The 16,881-nt window shown below is 46.7% G+C and carries 14 protein-coding genes; 11 read left to right on the top strand and 3 right to left on the bottom strand.

The genetic code is table 11. The annotated features are described in order from the left end of the window. Positions 1–12: 12 nt before the first annotated feature. Entirely contained in the window at positions 13–1,443 is a 1,431-nt protein-coding gene (locus BTA30_RS00485) for an alanine/glycine:cation symporter family protein (RefSeq protein WP_076757953.1), read from the bottom strand. A 27-nt stretch (positions 1,444–1,470) separates the two neighbouring features. Then, the gene (locus BTA30_RS00490; RefSeq protein WP_076757954.1) at positions 1,471–2,454 is read right to left on the bottom strand and encodes a glutaminase; all 984 of its coding nucleotides are present in this window, start codon (positions 2,452–2,454) and stop codon (positions 1,471–1,473) included. A gap of 388 nt (positions 2,455–2,842) precedes the next feature. Between BTA30_RS00490 and BTA30_RS00495 the strand changes: the two genes are divergently transcribed. Further along, positions 2,843–4,171 (top strand): sensor histidine kinase, encoded by a 1,329-nt coding sequence (locus tag BTA30_RS00495; protein ID WP_076757955.1) that lies wholly within the window; start codon positions 2,843–2,845, stop codon positions 4,169–4,171. An 8-nt stretch (positions 4,172–4,179) separates the two neighbouring features. Then, positions 4,180–5,115 (top strand): DNA-binding domain-containing protein, encoded by a 936-nt coding sequence (locus BTA30_RS00500; protein ID WP_076757957.1) that lies wholly within the window; start codon positions 4,180–4,182, stop codon positions 5,113–5,115. Positions 5,116–5,163: 48 nt separating this feature from the next. Here the strand turns inward: BTA30_RS00500 and BTA30_RS00505 are convergent, their stop codons facing one another. Next, positions 5,164–5,715, bottom strand: a complete 552-nt coding sequence (locus BTA30_RS00505; protein WP_076757959.1) for a GNAT family N-acetyltransferase — start codon at positions 5,713–5,715, stop codon at positions 5,164–5,166. 375 nt (positions 5,716–6,090) lie between these two features. On the opposite strand from BTA30_RS00505, the gene phoD reads away from it, so the two are divergent. The 9 genes from phoD (at position 6,091) to garD (ending at position 16,846) form a co-directional block, all read left to right on the top strand. Continuing rightward, positions 6,091–7,842, top strand: coding sequence for an alkaline phosphatase PhoD (gene phoD / locus BTA30_RS00510; RefSeq protein WP_076757961.1), 1,752 nt, complete (start codon positions 6,091–6,093; stop codon positions 7,840–7,842). 21 nt (positions 7,843–7,863) lie between these two features. Next, on the top strand, positions 7,864–8,076 hold the full coding sequence (locus BTA30_RS00515) for a twin-arginine translocase TatA/TatE family subunit (protein WP_076757963.1): 213 nt from the start codon (positions 7,864–7,866) through the stop codon (positions 8,074–8,076). A gap of 75 nt (positions 8,077–8,151) precedes the next feature. Next, positions 8,152–8,886, top strand: coding sequence for a twin-arginine translocase subunit TatC (tatC, locus tag BTA30_RS00520; protein ID WP_076757965.1), 735 nt, complete (start codon positions 8,152–8,154; stop codon positions 8,884–8,886). Positions 8,887–9,087: 201 nt separating this feature from the next. Further along, positions 9,088–10,014: a 5-dehydro-4-deoxyglucarate dehydratase gene (gene kdgD, locus BTA30_RS00525; RefSeq protein WP_076757966.1), complete on the top strand. Its 927-nt coding sequence runs from the start codon at positions 9,088–9,090 to the stop codon at positions 10,012–10,014. Between the two features lie 18 nt (positions 10,015–10,032). Beyond that, the gene (gucD, locus tag BTA30_RS00530) at positions 10,033–11,499 is read left to right on the top strand and encodes an alpha-ketoglutaric semialdehyde dehydrogenase GucD (protein ID WP_076757968.1); all 1,467 of its coding nucleotides are present in this window, start codon (positions 10,033–10,035) and stop codon (positions 11,497–11,499) included. An 84-nt stretch (positions 11,500–11,583) separates the two neighbouring features. After that, positions 11,584–12,960, top strand: coding sequence for an MFS transporter (locus BTA30_RS00535; protein WP_076757970.1), 1,377 nt, complete (start codon positions 11,584–11,586; stop codon positions 12,958–12,960). A 36-nt stretch (positions 12,961–12,996) separates the two neighbouring features. Beyond that, positions 12,997–14,364 carry a glucarate dehydratase gene (gudD, locus tag BTA30_RS00540; protein WP_076757977.1) on the top strand — a complete coding sequence of 456 codons (1,368 nt, stop codon included), beginning with the start codon at positions 12,997–12,999 and terminating at the stop codon, positions 14,362–14,364. A 102-nt stretch (positions 14,365–14,466) separates the two neighbouring features. Continuing rightward, positions 14,467–15,180: a FadR/GntR family transcriptional regulator gene (locus BTA30_RS00545; protein ID WP_076757982.1), complete on the top strand. Its 714-nt coding sequence runs from the start codon at positions 14,467–14,469 to the stop codon at positions 15,178–15,180. Between the two features lie 133 nt (positions 15,181–15,313). Then, positions 15,314–16,846: a galactarate dehydratase gene (gene garD / locus BTA30_RS00550; RefSeq protein ID WP_076757983.1), complete on the top strand. Its 1,533-nt coding sequence runs from the start codon at positions 15,314–15,316 to the stop codon at positions 16,844–16,846. The last annotated feature ends 35 nt before the right edge of the window (positions 16,847–16,881 follow it).

Consider the following 16,881-nt stretch of genomic DNA (forward strand, 5'->3'; position numbering starts at 1 on the left):
GCGGCATGTTATTTACATCGCATTTTTGCGTTTAGCATCTTGGGCAGTTTCGGAGTGTTCCCAGCATTCGATGCTTTCATGGTTTTCAATGACATCTTTATAAAAGACCGGATCTTTGCCGGCTTTTCGCTGCTTTACATAGTCTTTCAAGGCGGCGAATGCCACTTTGGACAGCAGGAAAATTGCAATCAAGTTGACGATGACCATAAAGCCCATGAACAAATCGGCCAGATCCCAGACAAGCTGAACCTTTGATACAGAGCCGAAGATAACCATGGCAAGGACACAGATTCTGTAAACCATCAGCCAAGCTTTATTCGTATGCAGGAATTCAATATTTGTTTCCCCATAGTAATAATTGCCGATTAAGGTGCTGAACGAGAACAAAAACACCATGATGGCGAGAAAGCCTGATGCCCATGCGCCGATGTGTGTGCTGAGGGCTGCTTGCGTCAATTCGATGCCGCTCAGTTCCGGCTGTTTGTATGCATCGGAAAATAAGATGATAAAGGCTGTGCTTGAACAGATGACCAATGTGCTTGTAAAGACCCCCAAAGCCTGGACAAGACCCTGTTTGACCGGATGGCTCGTGGTCGCCGCCGCCGCTGCATTCGGCGCGCTCCCCATCCCTGCTTCATTTGAAAAGAGACCGCGCTTGATTCCGTTCATCAGCGCCGCACCGACGGCTCCGCCTGCGGCTTGTTCAAGGCCGAATGCATGTCCCACAATCAAAGAGATGACTTCAGGCAGTTTCGTAATGTTCATCAGCATCACGAATACGGCCACACCAATATACAAAACAGCGAGAAAAACGACAATATATTCAGATAATTTGGCGATGCGTTTGATTCCGCCAAAGGTAATGATGCCGAACGCTATGGTGATGATGATACCCAGCGTCAGGCGGTCTGTGCCGAATGAATTTTCAAAGGCAACCGTTATCGTATTGGATTGGACGGCGTTAAACACGATACCGAACGACAAGGTGATGAGCACGGCAAACAGTGCACCCATCCAGCGTTTTTTGAGCCCTTTTTCCATATAATAAGCAGGTCCTCCGCGGAAGCCGTTTTTGTCCTTCACTTTATAGATCTGCGCCAGCGTGCTTTCGACAAAGCTTGAAGCCGAACCGATAATGGCGATGACCCACATCCAAAAGATGGCCCCGGGCCCGCCTAAGGCGATCGCAATCGCAATCCCCGTAATATTGCCTGTCCCCACACGGGCAGCCATGCTGATGCAAAATGCCTGGAACGGTGATATTCCATTTTTATCAGGCGCTCCTTCTCTTAAAACCCGAAACATCTCTTTCAGTAAACCTACTTGAAAGAACTTCGATTTAAACGTAAAAAATAATCCTAAAGAAAGAAGCATGATAATTAAAAGTTTTGACCAAAGAAAATCATTTGTGACACCGATGACTTCTTGAAGGAATTGCTGCATACTTTCACCTCTTTTTTCGTTTTATCTTCAAAAAATGCTAAGATCCCATTCCTGGGCCATATGTTTTAAAAGCATTCCGCCTGTTACGCTGTTGCCGCACTCATCTATGGCCGGTCCGTAGATGCCGATGCCGCATCCGGTCTGAAAAGGCTGTTCCCTTTTCAGGCTGGCAGGCACCGCACACATGATTCCGCCGGAAACGCCGCTTTTTGCGGGAATGCCGACAAAGGCTGCGAATTTTCCTGATGCATTGTACATGCCGCATGTCAGCATTAAAGCTTTTGTCAGTTTTGCGACATCCTTTGGAATAACTTGTTCGCCGCGGAAAGGATGATATCCGTCGTTTGATAGAATCATGCCAATCAGGGCGATATCCTCGGTGCTTCCTTCCATGGCGCATTGTTTAAGGTAAACCTCAAGCGTTTGTTCGACATCGGCTTCCAAAAACCCGGTTTCTTTCAAATAATGAGCCAAAGCTCTGTTCCGATGGGCGGTCTGCCATTCTGACTGAAAGACTTCCTCATTGATGACAGGGCGTTTTCCGATCATTTTTTCAATGGTTGAATAAAGCGAATCTGTTTTCTCCCGAGCCGTTTCTCCCGGCAGAATCGAAGCGATAGTCAGCGCTCCGGCGTTGATCATTGGATTAAACGGCTTTCCCGGTTTATGCATCTCAAGGCGGATGATGGAATTAAACGCATCTCCTGTCGGTTCTACATCGACGCGGTCTAATACATACGAAATTCCTCTCGTCAAACAAGCGGCAGTAAAACTGATCACCTTAGAGATGCTTTGCAGTGTAAAGGGGACATCCCAATCCCCCGATTTGATCATGGTTTGATCAGAGCCAATGACGCAAATGCCGAGCTGGCTCGAATCGATTTTTCCTAAAGCAGGGATATATTCGGCGTTGCGTCCGCTGACGGAAAAAGGACGATAGTGTTCGACTAAATTCTCAAGGCGTGATTGCCAGAAATCGGCGTCATAACGTTCTTTTACAGCTTCATTCATCGAAATTCCTCCAATCTGACCTTTGATAAAGTCGCAAGCTTACTGAAAAATACGGGACTCTGTTAGCGGCGATTTAGGCATGGCGGCAGCGAGCAAAAGGGGTATTGCCGCTGCCGCGATGATTGATTCAGAGTCTGTTCTTTCTTGGGTAAAAGGGGTTTGGATAAACACAAGGGAGTGATTTGCGGGAAAATATAAGCGTTTTCAAATTGAGAAAATATAAATTCAATTTATAATAGAACCTACAAGATCATACAAAAAACGACAAAGTTAATTAAAAAATAAGCCGATGGATTTAAAAATCGAATGGACAGTGGGTAAAATGGGAGTTGCGAATAATGTTCAATTAACGTCAAAATAAAGCAACACAGTATAATGGGGGATCAGCATGTTTGGTGAAAAATGGGGAAATTTGATTAAGAAAGTCGGCCAGCTTGTCAAAAAAGACGGCTATATTTTGTTGTTGATGCTTTTAACGGTGCCGCTTGCAGGTGAACTGAAGTTCTACCCCCTGAATGAGACCTTTCGCATTAGTTTTGGCGTACCGACATTTTTCTTTTTTTTGCTGCTGTTAAGAAATGTACCGGCTGTGCTGCCTGGTCTGTTAACCGGTGCGGCGATTGTCGCCTTTCGGGTGCTGCTTGACGTTCTCGGCCGGGAAAATGCCGATTGGCTGTCAGCCTTTTATCACCATTATCCAACTTCTTTCTTTTATTTCACGTATGCTTTTCTGTTTTATTTGGCAAAGGTGAAACGATTTCAATATCGGCCGATTTTCATTGGGTTTCTCGGTTTTGCCATTGAAATCATTGCAGACGGAGCGGAATTAACCGTTCAATATTTGACATTCGCATCCACCGTCACACCGGAGAAAATACGCGATATCATGGCGATTGCCTTTTCCCACAGTTTTATCGTGCTGAGCTTTTTTAATGTTATGAAGCTGTATGAGTCACAATCAAGGGAAAAGCAAATCCGTGAACAAAATGAGCATATGCTGATGATCATTTCAAACTTATATGAAGAAACCATTCATTTAAAAAAAACGCTGAAAAACACAGAGCAGATCACAAATGATTCCTATCAGCTGTACCGGCTCCTGAATAAACGCAGCCGGGAAAATCCTTTAGAGCAATCGCTCAGCCAGAAGGTGTTGAGGCTTGCAGGTGAAATTCACGAAGTCAAAAAGGATAATCAGCGTATTTTTGCCGGACTTTCCAAATTAATCTCTAATGAAAACTTCAGAGATTATATGAATGCGGATGATTTGGTCCGCCTTGTGATTGGAATTAATCACAAGTATGCCGAATCGCTTGGAAAGGATATAGACTTTCAATATACAATTTCGGGAGAACATCCGAAATACCATGTTTATACAATATTGTCGATGATCAATAATGTAATGGCCAATGCAGTGGAGGCTATTGAAGAAACCGGCTGCATCCGTCTCAGCCTCTATCGGAGCGGCGAAGGAATGATGGAATGCCAAGTGGAGGATGACGGACCCGGCATTCCCGAGAAAATCGGAGATGTGGTGTTTGAGCCTGGATATACTTCAAAGTATGATGAGTTTGGCACCCCTTCAACAGGAATCGGACTTTCTTATGTAAAGGAAGCTGTCGAAGAGCTTGGAGGCGGAATCGCATTCCGCAGTCATCCGAACGGTGTCGTTTTTTCGATCAGACTTCCCATTCAACCATTGATTCAGAAAGGGTGAACCACCTTATGCGTTTTTTTATCGCTGATGATGACCGTGCTGTACGATCCATTTTAAAGCAAATTATTGAAGACGAAGATTTGGGAGAGGCAGCCGGTGAAGCGGAGGACGGCTGTCAATTAGAAGGACATGTTTTAAATTTGCAGCAAATTGATATTTTATTTGTCGATCTTTTAATGCCGATTCGTGACGGGATCGAGACGATCCGCCATTTGCAGGGGTCTTTTTCAGGAAAAATCATCATGATCTCCCAGGTCGAATCAAAAGAAATGATCGGTGAGGCGTACTCTCTCGGGATCGAATATTATATCCATAAACCGATTAACAGAATTGAAATTTTAAATGTCATTCAAAAAGTCAAGGAACGGATTGACCTTGAACGATCGATTCAAGATATACAGTCTTCTTTAAATCGTCTCGTCAATGTGAATGGCGGACGAAGAAACGCGCTGAGAGAAAAAAGCATTCAGGAAACGGGGGAATTTCTCCTTTCTGAGCTTGGCATCGTCGGTGAAAGCGGATCTAAAGATTTAATTGCCATCCTTCAATATTTATTTGACGATGAACAAACATCACTATACGAAAAGAATTTTCCTCCGCTTAAACACATTTTTATCAAGATCGCAGAGGAAAAGCTCGGACCAGCCGCTCCCCCCGTAGATATCAACCGGGAGGTCAAAGCGTCTGAGCAGCGGATACGGCGGGCTGTCAGCCATTCGTTAAATCACTTTGCATCACTCGGTTTAACAGACTTTTCAAATCCGAAGTTTGAAAGCTATGCTTCAAGGTTTTTTGACTTTACAGTCATCAGCAAAAAAATGAAAGAGCTGCAAAAAGACTCCGCTGCTGCAATGACGTCCGCACGAGTCAATACAAAAAAATTCATTCAAGTCTTCTTTTTAGAAGCCAAGCGCTTGAATGAGAGCGCCGGAAAAAGAGGCTGAAGAAAAAGGCTTCCTCGAACCTCGAGGAAGCCTTTATTTATTCATGTGTTATCTGAGAGTCTCTTCCTCCGCATATTCTTTCTTGAGCAGCGAAAACATGTATACATCTATCAGCACACCTTTCGCTCTCTCATACTCTCTTAAAAGACCTTCCTTCTGAAAGGATAATTGCTGAAGAAGCTTGATTGAAGGCGTGTTTTCAGGCTCTACTTTCGCTTCAATCCGGTTGAGGCCCATCTCTGTGAAGCCATGATGAATCAGCTCTTTGACGGCTTCAGAAGCAAAGCCTTTTCCCCAATGGCTCCTTCCTAAATCATAGCCGATCTCAGCCCTGCTGTTTTCTTGATCAATCATGTTAAAACCGCATGTTCCGATTACCTCATTCGTTTCTTTTGATACGATTGAAAAGCGGTTTGCCTGCCCTTCTAGGCTTAAATCGCTGATCATTTTGATCATCTCTCTCGCTTGGGCGGCGCTTGTGAAAGGTGAGATGTTCATATATTTAGTGACTTCACGGTCTGACCAGTAATGATAGAGGGTCTCCGCATCCTCGATTATCATTTCTCTCAACATCAATCTTTCAGTATAAAGCGTTTCCATGGTCTTGCCTCCTAAAGTTGTCGATTTTGTATGTTTAGGAATAGTGAAAAGACCATTTATCTATCTGCGCATTGTTCATTCCCTTCTATGACTTGATTACTTTATTTTACCATGATGCGCATTTTTTTGTTGTCTCTCTTTAAAGAAAATGTGAAGAAAAACGGGAGAATAGATCTGCGGGAAACGACCGGGTTTTTGTCGAAATCATAGGCGGAACGATTGGTTTTCGACAAATTTCGATATGGTCCAAGGCGATGTGACTTGATCATCCATGTATCTCGTCTTATCTTCGATTTACAATACTTTACAGTGTATTAACAAACACTCCCTATAATAGAACCCGATCAATCATTTGTATAGAGAGGGGTAATACGAATGACACAAGAAGGGCCGCTGGAGGACTGGATCAAGAAGCTGAATGAGGAAAATTTGAAAGAAAATACGTTTGACCGCCGCCGTTTTATTCAGGGAGCCGGCAAAATCGCCGGGCTTTCGCTCGGGCTTGCGATCGCACAATCGATGGGGGCAATGGAAGTCAATGCGGCACCGAGATTTTCTGAGTATCCTTTCACACTTGGTGTTGCATCTGGAGATCCACTTTCAGACAGTGTCGTTTTGTGGACAAGATTGGCGCCTGATCCGCTTAATGGGGGCGGTATGCCGAACGAAGCCGTATCTGTGAAATGGGAGATTGCAAAAGATGAACGCTTCCGCCATATCGTCAAACACGGGACGGAAAAGGCGACACCGCATCTTGCCCATTCGGTCCATGCCGAGGTATCGGGGCTGAAGCCTGACCATATATACTATTACCGCTTTAAATGCGGCAACCAGATAAGCCCGGTTGGAAAAACAAAAACGCTTCCGGCGCCGGGATCGGATGTGTCTAAATTAACATTCGCTTTCGCTTCATGCCAGCAGTATGAACACGGCTACTATACCGCCTATAAGCATATGGCAAAAGAAAAGCTCGATCTCGTATTTCATCTCGGAGACTATATTTATGAATACGGCCCGAATGAATATGTATCGAAAACCGGTAATGTCAGAACACATAGCGGTCCGGAAATTATGTCGCTTCTTGATTACCGCAACCGCCATGCCCAATACCGTTCCGATGCGAACTTGAAAGCGGCTCATGCCGCATTTCCATGGGTTGTGACATGGGATGACCATGAAGTGGAAAACAACTATGCAAATGTGATTCCTGAAAAAGGCCAATCTGTTGAAGCATTTATCAAACGCCGTGCGGCTGCATATCAAGCTTACTATGAGCATATGCCGCTCCGCCGCAAATCTCTGCCAAACGGTCCTGATATGCAATTATACCGGAATTTTTCTTATGGCAATTTGGCTGATATCAATGTTCTTGATACCCGCCAATATCGTGATGACCAGGCAAATGGCGATGGAAACAAACCCCCTTCCGATGAATCAAATGATCCAAAGCGGACGCTGCTTGGAGCCGAACAGGAGGCTTGGCTGTTTGACAATCTAGGCCGTTCTCAAGCACATTGGAATATTCTTGCGCAGCAGATTTTCTTTGCCCAATGGAACTTTGGGACAAGCTCGGCGCCGGTTTACAGTATGGATTCATGGGACGGCTATCCTGCTCAGCGCAAACGAATCATCGACTTTATCAAAGCTAAAAACATGAATAACATTGTCGTCCTGACCGGCGATGTTCATGCAAGCTGGGCAAACAATCTGCTTATCGATTTTGACGATTCGAAATCAGCCATCTTTGGAGCGGAATTCGTCGGCACATCGATTACATCGGGAGGAAACGGCGCGGATAAAAGGGCGGATACCGATAAGATTTTATCGAATAATCCCCACATTCAATTTTTCAATGACTACCGCGGCTATGTGCGCTGTACGGTTACACCTGAGGAGTGGCGGGCCGACTACCGCGTCGTTCCATTTGTGACAGAGCCGGGCGCTGCGATTTCGACAAGGGCTTCATATGTTTACCATAAAGACCATACAGGTTTAAAACGGACAGCTTCCAATATCGTCCCGGGAGGCGTGAAAAAATCGAACGAAGTCGAAGAAGACCGCTTTACGGAACACACTAGAGCCCATCAAAAACAAATGAAGCAACAGCAGAAAAAAGTAACCCAGTAATCTATGAAAGGATGACGGCAAATGCTTTCTAATATCGGTATTCCGGGTCTCATTTTGGTGCTTGTGATTGCATTGATCATTTTCGGCCCTTCAAAGCTCCCCGAGATCGGCCGGGCTTTTGGCAAAACGCTGACCGAATTTAAAAGTGCGACCAAATCTTTGGTATCTTCTGATGACAATGAAACCGGAGAGGCACCTGAGCTAAAAAAGAAGCGAGATCAATCGGCAGGATGAATGAAGGCGGGCGGGTGATCCCGTCTGCTTCTTTTTCTAATTAGACATGTAAAGATAAGCGGGAGGCATCAAAAGATGAAAAGCGGGGAAATACATTTGATCGACCATCTCGAAGAACTTCGGCAGCGGATCATTAAAACGCTGCTGACGTTTATTCTGTTTCTCATCACGGGTTTTTTGTTTGTACAGGACATTTATGACTGGCTGATCAGAGACCTTGACGCCAAGCTTGCCGTCTTGGGGCCTGGGGATATTTTGTGGGTATATATGATGATTTCTGGGGTTTTGGCGATTGCGGCAACGATACCTGTGGCTGCTTTTCAGACATGGCGGTTTGTGGCCCCGGCGCTGAGCGAACACGAGCGGAGGGTGGCTTTATTTTATATCCCCGGACTGTTTATCTTTTTTATTCTGGGGGTTTTGTTCGGTTATTTCGTACTGTTTCCGCTCGTTCTTCAATTTTTGATCAATCTTTCTGCCGGCCATTTTCAAACGGTGTTTACGGCGGAACGTTATTTCCGTTTTATGATCAATCTGACGCTGCCATTTGGCTTTTTATTTGAAATGCCCCTCATCGTCATGTTTTTAACGAGTTTGGGGATCTTAAATCCGACCAGGCTTGCAAAAATGAGAAAAATCTCCTATTTTGCGCTAATCGTCATATCGGTTGTGATCACGCCCCCGGATTTTATTTCAGACGTCTTGGTGATCGTGCCGCTGCTTGTTTTATATGAATTAAGCATATCTTTATCAGCATTTATTTACAGGAAAAAAATCGCTGAAGAAACAGGGGCTGAGGCCCGAGGCTGAAGAGACAGGCTGTCTTCAGTCTCTTTTTTTTCGCCATAGAATTTGAAAAATCAGAAAATAAAGATATTGACAATTTGTTTATTTGTCTTACAATTAAACAAAAAGATAAATGAAGGAGGTTAGGATGCAGATTAATTGGCGTTTTAGCTAAATGACAACGCTTTCGTAAACATGGAAAATGACGACAGGGAGATGACGTATATGGGTCAAATTCGAAAGGCGCCGGAAGGAATATTGGGTTTTCCTGTAGCGCCCTTTAATGGGCAGGGGAAATTGGAGGAAGAAGCGCTTTATCAGAACATCCAATTTTTGTTGGATGAAGGGCTTGAAGCGATTTTCATCGCTTGCGGCTCAGGGGAATTCCACTCTCTCAGCGGGAAGGAATATGAACAAATGGTCGAAATCGCCGTGTCGGCAGCAGGCGGAAAGGTGCCGGTATACACCGGGGTGGGCGGAAATTTGAGCACCGCGTTGGAATGGACGCGAATTTCCGAGGATAAAGGGGCTGACGGCTATTTGATTCTGCCGCCGTATTTAATTCACGGCGAGCAGGAAGGCCTTTACCAGTATACGAAAACGATCATTGAAAGCACAGACTTAAATGCGATTATTTATCAGCGCGATAATGCAGTCCTGACGCTAGAACAGATACAGCGCCTCACAGAACTCGAGCAGCTTGTCGGGCTTAAAGACGGGATAGGAGATATGGCCTTGAATATCAGCTTGTCCTATACACTGGGAGACCGGCTGGGCTGGCTCAACGGAATGCCGATGGCTGAGATCACGATGCCGGCATATGCTCCGATTGGCTTTACATCATACTCTTCAGCGATTTCCAACTATATTCCCCATATTTCAAGAATGTTTTACGAGGCATTATTAAACGGAAATGTTCAGCTGGTGAGGGAGATTTATCAGCATGTCATTATGCCAATCAATGAAATCCGCAAACAGCGAAAGGGCTATGCCGTGTCCCTGATTAAAGCAGGCATGGAAATCATGGGGCTTCATGCGAAAAACACCGCGAGGCCGCCGATTGTTCCGGTAGAAAAAGAACATTGCCGGCAGCTTGAAAACATATTGGAAAGCGCAATGGGGCGTTTTCCGAAAAAAACCGCTGCCATATAAACAAAAGGAGGTATGGAGATGTCTGTTGCAACTGAAAACAAAACTTATTTCAATTTTATCAATGGCCGATGGGTGAAGGCCGAATCAGGCGGTATGGAACAGAGTATGAATCCGGCTGATATACGCGATGTCGTCGGACTTGTGCAAAAATCCTCGGAACAAGACGTTGACAGGGCAGTTGAGGCTGCGATGCAAGCGAAAACAGATTGGAGAAAGCTGTCGGGAGCGGAGCGGGGGCAATACCTATACAAAACAGCCGACATCATGGAACAGCGCCTTGATGAAATTGCGGAATGTGCGACACGGGAAATGGGAAAACCGCTGCCTGAAGCAAAAGGAGAAACAGCCCGGGGGATCGCCATTCTCCGATACTATGCCGGAGAAGGCATGCGTAAAACAGGCGATGTCATTCCGTCGACTAACAAATCCGCTTTCATGTACACCGACAGGGTTCCGCTCGGGGTCGTCGGCGTGATCTCGCCTTGGAATTTTCCGGTCGCGATCCCCATTTGGAAAATGGCACCGGCTCTGATCTATGGAAACACAGTTGTCATCAAGCCGGCAACGGAAACAGCGGTCACTTGTCTAAAGGTCATATCCTGTTTTGAAGAAGCCGGAATTCCCTTTGGAGTCGTCAATGCGGTGACAGGTCCGGGGTCTGCAGCCGGCCGTCGGCTTGCAGAGCACCCTGATGTGAACGGCATTACATTTACGGGGTCTAATCAAACAGGAAAAACAATCGGACGGACGGCTTTTGAACGCGGGGCGAAGTACCAGCTTGAAATGGGAGGCAAAAACCCTGTGATCATAGCAAATGATGCCGATCTTGATCTTGCGGTTGAAGCTGTGATCAGCGGTGCGTTTCGCTCAACAGGCCAAAAATGTACGGCAACGAGCCGCGTCATTGTATTAAGCGATATTTATGACCTTTTTAAAGAAAAGCTGCTCCAGCAAACAAAAAAGATTACAATCGGCGACAGCTTAAAGGAGGATGTGTGGATGGGACCGATCGCCAGCAAACAGCAGCTCGACAACTGTCTGTCCTATGTTGAAAAAGGCAAACAAGAAGGAGCAGATCTTATTTTCGGCGGTGAAAGGCTGACCGCCGGGAAATATGAAAACGGCTATTATATCCGGCCTGCCATTTTTGATCACGTCACATCCCGCATGTCCATCGCGCAAGAGGAAATATTCGGTCCTATCATCGCTTTAATCAAAACGGATACACTGCCGGAAGCTTTGGAGACAGCCAATGATGTCGAATTTGGTTTGAGCGCCTCCATTTTCACGCAAAACATCGGCCATATGCTGTCATTCATAGAGGATATTGAAGCCGGGCTCATTCGGGTGAACGCAGAAAGCGCAGGCGTCGAACTTCAGGCGCCATTTGGCGGTGTCAAACGATCCAGTTCACATTCACGGGAACAGGGTGAGGCAGCCAAAGAATTTTTCACAGCTGTAAAAACCGTGTTTATCAAATCGTAATTTAATCGGAAAGAGGGCCCCCTCTTTCCGGAGTCTTGAACTTGAAAACCTCCTTCCGTACAAATGAATAAAGGAGAAGATGCTATGAAAAAAAATCGTGCAGCCTTGTCCCAAACCGCGGGGAAAAAGAGTTCAGTCCGCTGGTTTATCGTATCTATGCTGTTTTTCGTCACATCTATTAATTATGCTGACCGCGCGACACTATCGATTGTCGGCGATTCTGTGCAGCATGAGCTTGGGTTGAGTTCGGTTGCGATGGGGTATGTTTTTTCCGCATTTGGCTGGGCCTATGTGATCGGCCAAATTCCCGGAGGCTGGCTGCTTGACCGGTTTGGATCGAAAATCGTCATTGCCGCCAGTATCTTCTTTTGGTCTTTATTTACCTTTTTGCAGGGAATGTTAGGTTTTTTTGCTGCCGGAACGGCCATCATTCTCTTATTCGCCCTTCGTTTTCTCGTCGGGTTGTCAGAAGCGCCGTCATTTCCGGGAAACGGCAGGGTAGTTGCTTCCTGGTTTCCCAGTTCTGAGCGCGGAACGGCTTCGGCGATCTTTAATTCGGCTCAGTATTTTGCCTTGGTTATTTTTTCACCGCTGATGGGGTGGCTCGTTCATTCTTTCAGCTGGCATACGGTTTTTATTATCATGGGAGCTTTGGGGATTGTTATGTCTGTTGTTTGGCTGAAAACCGTTTACGAACCTAAAAAACACCCAAAAATCAATGCTGCCGAATTGGCGTACATCGAAAAAGGCGGCGGGCTTGTTTCAATGGATGAAGGAAAGATAGCGGAAAAGAAAGTCAGGGAATCGCAATGGCCCTATATTAAACAGCTTTTAAGCAGCCGAATGCTGATTGGGGTATATATTGCCCAATACTGTATCACAACTCTGACTTATTTCTTTCTGACGTGGTTTCCGGTCTATTTGGTTCAAGCGCGCGGCATGTCGATTCTTGAAGCGGGATTCGTCGCTTCACTGCCTGCAATATGCGGATTCTTAGGAGGATTATTGGGCGGATTTGTATCAGACCTGCTCCTGAAAAAAGGCTGTTCCTTAACGACTGCCAGAAAAACGCCGATCATCCTCGGCATGCTGATGTCCTGCACTATGATCATTTGCAATTATGCAGACTCGGCTTGGCTTGTCGTCTTCATTATGTCGCTGGCTTTTTTCGGAAAAGGTTTCGGTGCATTGGGCTGGGCCGTTGTTTCGGATACTTCTCCAAAGGAGTGTGCGGGGCTGAGCGGCGGCATTTTCAACACCTTCGGAAATATCGCATCTATCACGACTCCGATTATGATCGGCTATATTGTTAATGCGACAGGCTCGTTTAACGGAGCGCTTGTTTTTGTCGGCGCCAACGCGATTGCCGCGGTATTGAGCTATTTATTTCTCGTAGGACCGATCAAGCGCGTGAAGCTGAAGAAAGAAGAAGACGCATCAGATCCATCTTTGTCCATCTGAAATGTAAGCGCTTTATCAGAAGGGGGCTAAATCAATATGAATTCACATATCCGCCAGCAAGTAAAAGAGGAGAAAACATCAAACACTCCATCAGTTATTGATATGCAGGTCATTCCTGTGGCCGGGCATGACAGCATGCTTTTGAATTTAAGCGGGGCTCACGGACCGTATTTCACCCGGAATATCGTCATCTTAAAAGATTCATCCGGAGCTGTCGGCGTCGGCGAGGTACCGGGCGGAGAGCGGATTCGCCATACTTTGGAGCAAGCGAAGCCGCTGGTCATCGATCAATCAATCGGTGCGTTTCACTCTATGTTACAGTCTGTCAAACGGCGGTTTAAAGATCGGGATGCAGGAGGCCGCGGGATGCAGACCTTTGACCAGCGGACGACAATTCATGCAGTAACGGCATTGGAAGCGGCGTTGCTTGATTTGCTGGGAAAGTTTCTCGGCGTCCCTGTTGCGGCGCTGTTAGGTGAAGGCCGGCAGCGGGATAAAGTGAAGATGCTCGGATATTTGTTCTACATCGGCGACCGAAATCGCACGACACTGCCATATATCAGTGAACAAGAAGCACATGATGAATGGTTCTGTCTGCGGCGGGAAGAAGCGCTGACACCCGAAGCGATCGTCCGCCTGGCTGAAGCAGCCCATGATCGCTATGGTTTTCATGATTTTAAATTAAAAGGCGGCGTCTTGGCGGGAGAAGAAGAGATCGAAGCAGCCGCAGCTTTGGCCAAACGGTTTCCTGATGCAAGGATCACACTTGATCCAAATGGTGCGTGGTCATTGGCTGAAGCGATTGAGCTTTGTAAAGACAAACACGATGTGCTTGCATATGCAGAAGACCCTTGCGGAGCGGAAGCGGGGTATTCCGCACGGGAAATCATGGCTGAATTCCGCCGTGCGACATGTCTTCAGACTGCCACCAACATGATGGCCACCGACTGGCGGCAAATGGGGCATGCGATACAATTGCACGCTGTGGATATTCCGCTGGCAGACCCGCATTTTTGGACGATGCAAGGTTCTGTGCGCGTTGCTCAAATGTGCCATGAATCGGGACTGACTTGGGGCTCTCACTCAAATAATCATTTTGATATCTCACTGGCGATGTTCATCCATGTTGCAGCGGCAGCTCCAGGCGAGATCACGGCGATTGATACACATTGGATTTGGCAGGATGGCCAGCGCCTCACAAAACAGCCTTTTTCAATCATTGACGGACACGTCCATGTCTCTGAGAAACCGGGACTCGGCGTTGAAATTGATATGGAACAGGTTGAAGAGGCGAATGAACTGTATGAAAAAATGAATCTAGGAGCGAGAGACGATGCCGCCGCCATGCAATTTTTAATTGAAAATTGGCGGTTTGACCAGAAACGCCCGTGCCTTGTTCGATAAAAACGGATCAGCGGTTTTCGGTGACTCGAGCGGCCCCAATTCGACATTGTCATATGTTGTATTTTGTCTTACAATATGAACAACTGGAAGGGGGCCACATCCATGGAAGAAGATATGGAAACATTGCAAGTTGAATCAGTCAATCGAAAAACATTGGCAAAGCAGGTTGTTGAACGAATCGTTCATTTATTATCAAGCGGCCAGCTGAAGCCTGGTGATAAATTACCGACGGAAATCGAACTGATGGAGAAATTGAATGTCAGCAGACCCGTTCTAAGGGAAGCTTTAATATCACTCGAAACACTCGGAATCATCAAAAGAAAAACACGCGATGGCACGTATTTTAATGATAAAATCGGCATCCAGCCGTTTTCTGTCATGCTGGCTTTGGCGGTCGATAATTTGCCGGCCATTATCGAGGCGCGCATGGCGCTTGAACTCGGACTGGTCACGATTGCCGCCGAAAAGATCAATGACAGCCAGCTGGCAAGGCTGCAGGAAACGATCGATGTCATTGCAAACAGCACGGATAATAATTACGGAGAAGCGGATAAGGAATTTCACCGGATTATCGCCTTGAGCGCGAACAACCCGGTGCTGGAAGGCATGATTCAATCACTCTTGATCACACACGCCAAAATCGACAGCCAGATTCCGTACAGAGAAAGGGGCCGGACTGTCGAATACCATACGAATATTTTGAAAGCCCTTCAACAAAGAGATCCTTATCAAGCCTATCATCATATGTATGAGCATTTGAAATTTGTGCGCGACAAGATATTGAATGGTCTAAATGGTGAAAATACTGTTCATTAGCCGTTTGGACAATTAGAAAAAGGACAGTCTTGAGTCGTTTGACAGCGCTTTCTATTTTTGGAGCGGTACGCCTGATCATACTTGCTGCACCGCTTCAAAATCGATGATTAAAAAGGGGAGTTGGTCTTAACCTATGGCTGCACATGTAAATCAAAACGAAGCCCCGCTTTACATTAAGGTGAATGCAAAAGACAATGCAGCGATTATCGTCAATACAGGGGGTCTTGCCAAAGGAACGGTATTTCCTTGCGGGCTCGAGCTGCAAGAACGCATTCCCCAAGGGCATAAAGTGGCTTTGGCAGACATAAGCCAAGGCGGCGCTATTATCCGCTACGGTGAAATCATTGGCTATGCCGTCAAGCCGATTGAAAAAGGCGGGTGGATTTCTGAATCGCATATCAGACTGCCGGAAGCCCCGCCCCTCGAAGAATTGCCGATCTCGAACAGAATTCCAGAATCAATGCCGCCTCTTGAAGGGTACACATTTGAAGGATATCGGAATGATGACGGGAGTGTCGGAACGAGAAACGTCCTCGGCATTATGACAAGCGTACAATGTGTGGCAGGCGTTCTCGACTACGCCGTTAAACGAATTAAAGAAGAGCTCCTTCCTAAATATCCTAACGTTGACGGAGTGGCTGCATTAAATCATCAGTACGGCTGCGGAGTGGCCATCAACGCTCCTGAAGCAAACATTCCGATTCGAACGATTCAAAATATCGCCAGGCATCCTCATTTCGGAGGTGAAGCGATGGTGATCGGACTAGGCTGTGAGAAGCTGCTTCCGACGAGGATAGCGCCTGAAGGCGGCGCCGAAAACATTCTCTCATTGCAGGAACGGCAAGGGTTTCAGCAAATGATACAATCGATTATGGAAATGGCCGAAGAGCGTTTGCAAAGACTGAATGAGCGAAAGCGGACAACATGCCCGGTCTCAGATTTGGTCATCGGTCTGCAATGCGGGGGCAGCGACGCTTTCTCCGGTGTAACCGCCAACCCGGCTGCGGGGTATGCAGCCGATTTACTGGTTCGCGCGGGTGCCTCGGTGTTATTTTCAGAAGTAACCGAAGTTCGCGATGCCGTTCATTTATTAACACCGCGCGCTGTCAATGAAGAAGTCGGACGCGCCCTGATTCAAGAAATGGCCTGGTATGATCGCTACCTGGAAAGAGGTGAATCAGACCGAAGCGCCAATCCGTCGCCCGGGAACAAGAAAGGCGGGCTGGCAAACGTGGTGGAAAAATCGCTCGGATCCATTGCGAAATCGGGAAGCAGTCCGATCAATGCCGTATTGGCGCCCGGTGAAAGGGCGGTGCAGAAGGGGCTTATTTTTGCGGCTACGCCTGCCAGTGATTTTGTGTGCGGCACTCTGCAATTGGCCTCGGGAATGCATCTCCAAGTGTTCACCACAGGCAGAGGCACGCCGTACGGCCTTGAGATGGCTCCGGTTATCAAAGTGTCAACCCGGCATTCGTTGTCAGAAGATTGGCGCGATTTAATCGACATTAATGCCGGGCGGATCGCAACCGGTGAAGCCTCAATAGAGGATGTCGGCTGGGAGATCTTCCGGACGATTCTGGATGTTGCAAGCGGGAGGAAAACGTGGGCTGAACATTGGGGACTCTCCAATGATTTGTGTTTGTTCAATCCGGCGCCTGTCACTTGAGCTGAATAGTTATTACTTCATTAGTGTGGAAGGCA

Source organism: Bacillus swezeyi (assembly GCF_001969815.1).
GTDB classification, from domain to species: domain Bacteria; phylum Bacillota; class Bacilli; order Bacillales; family Bacillaceae; genus Bacillus; species Bacillus swezeyi.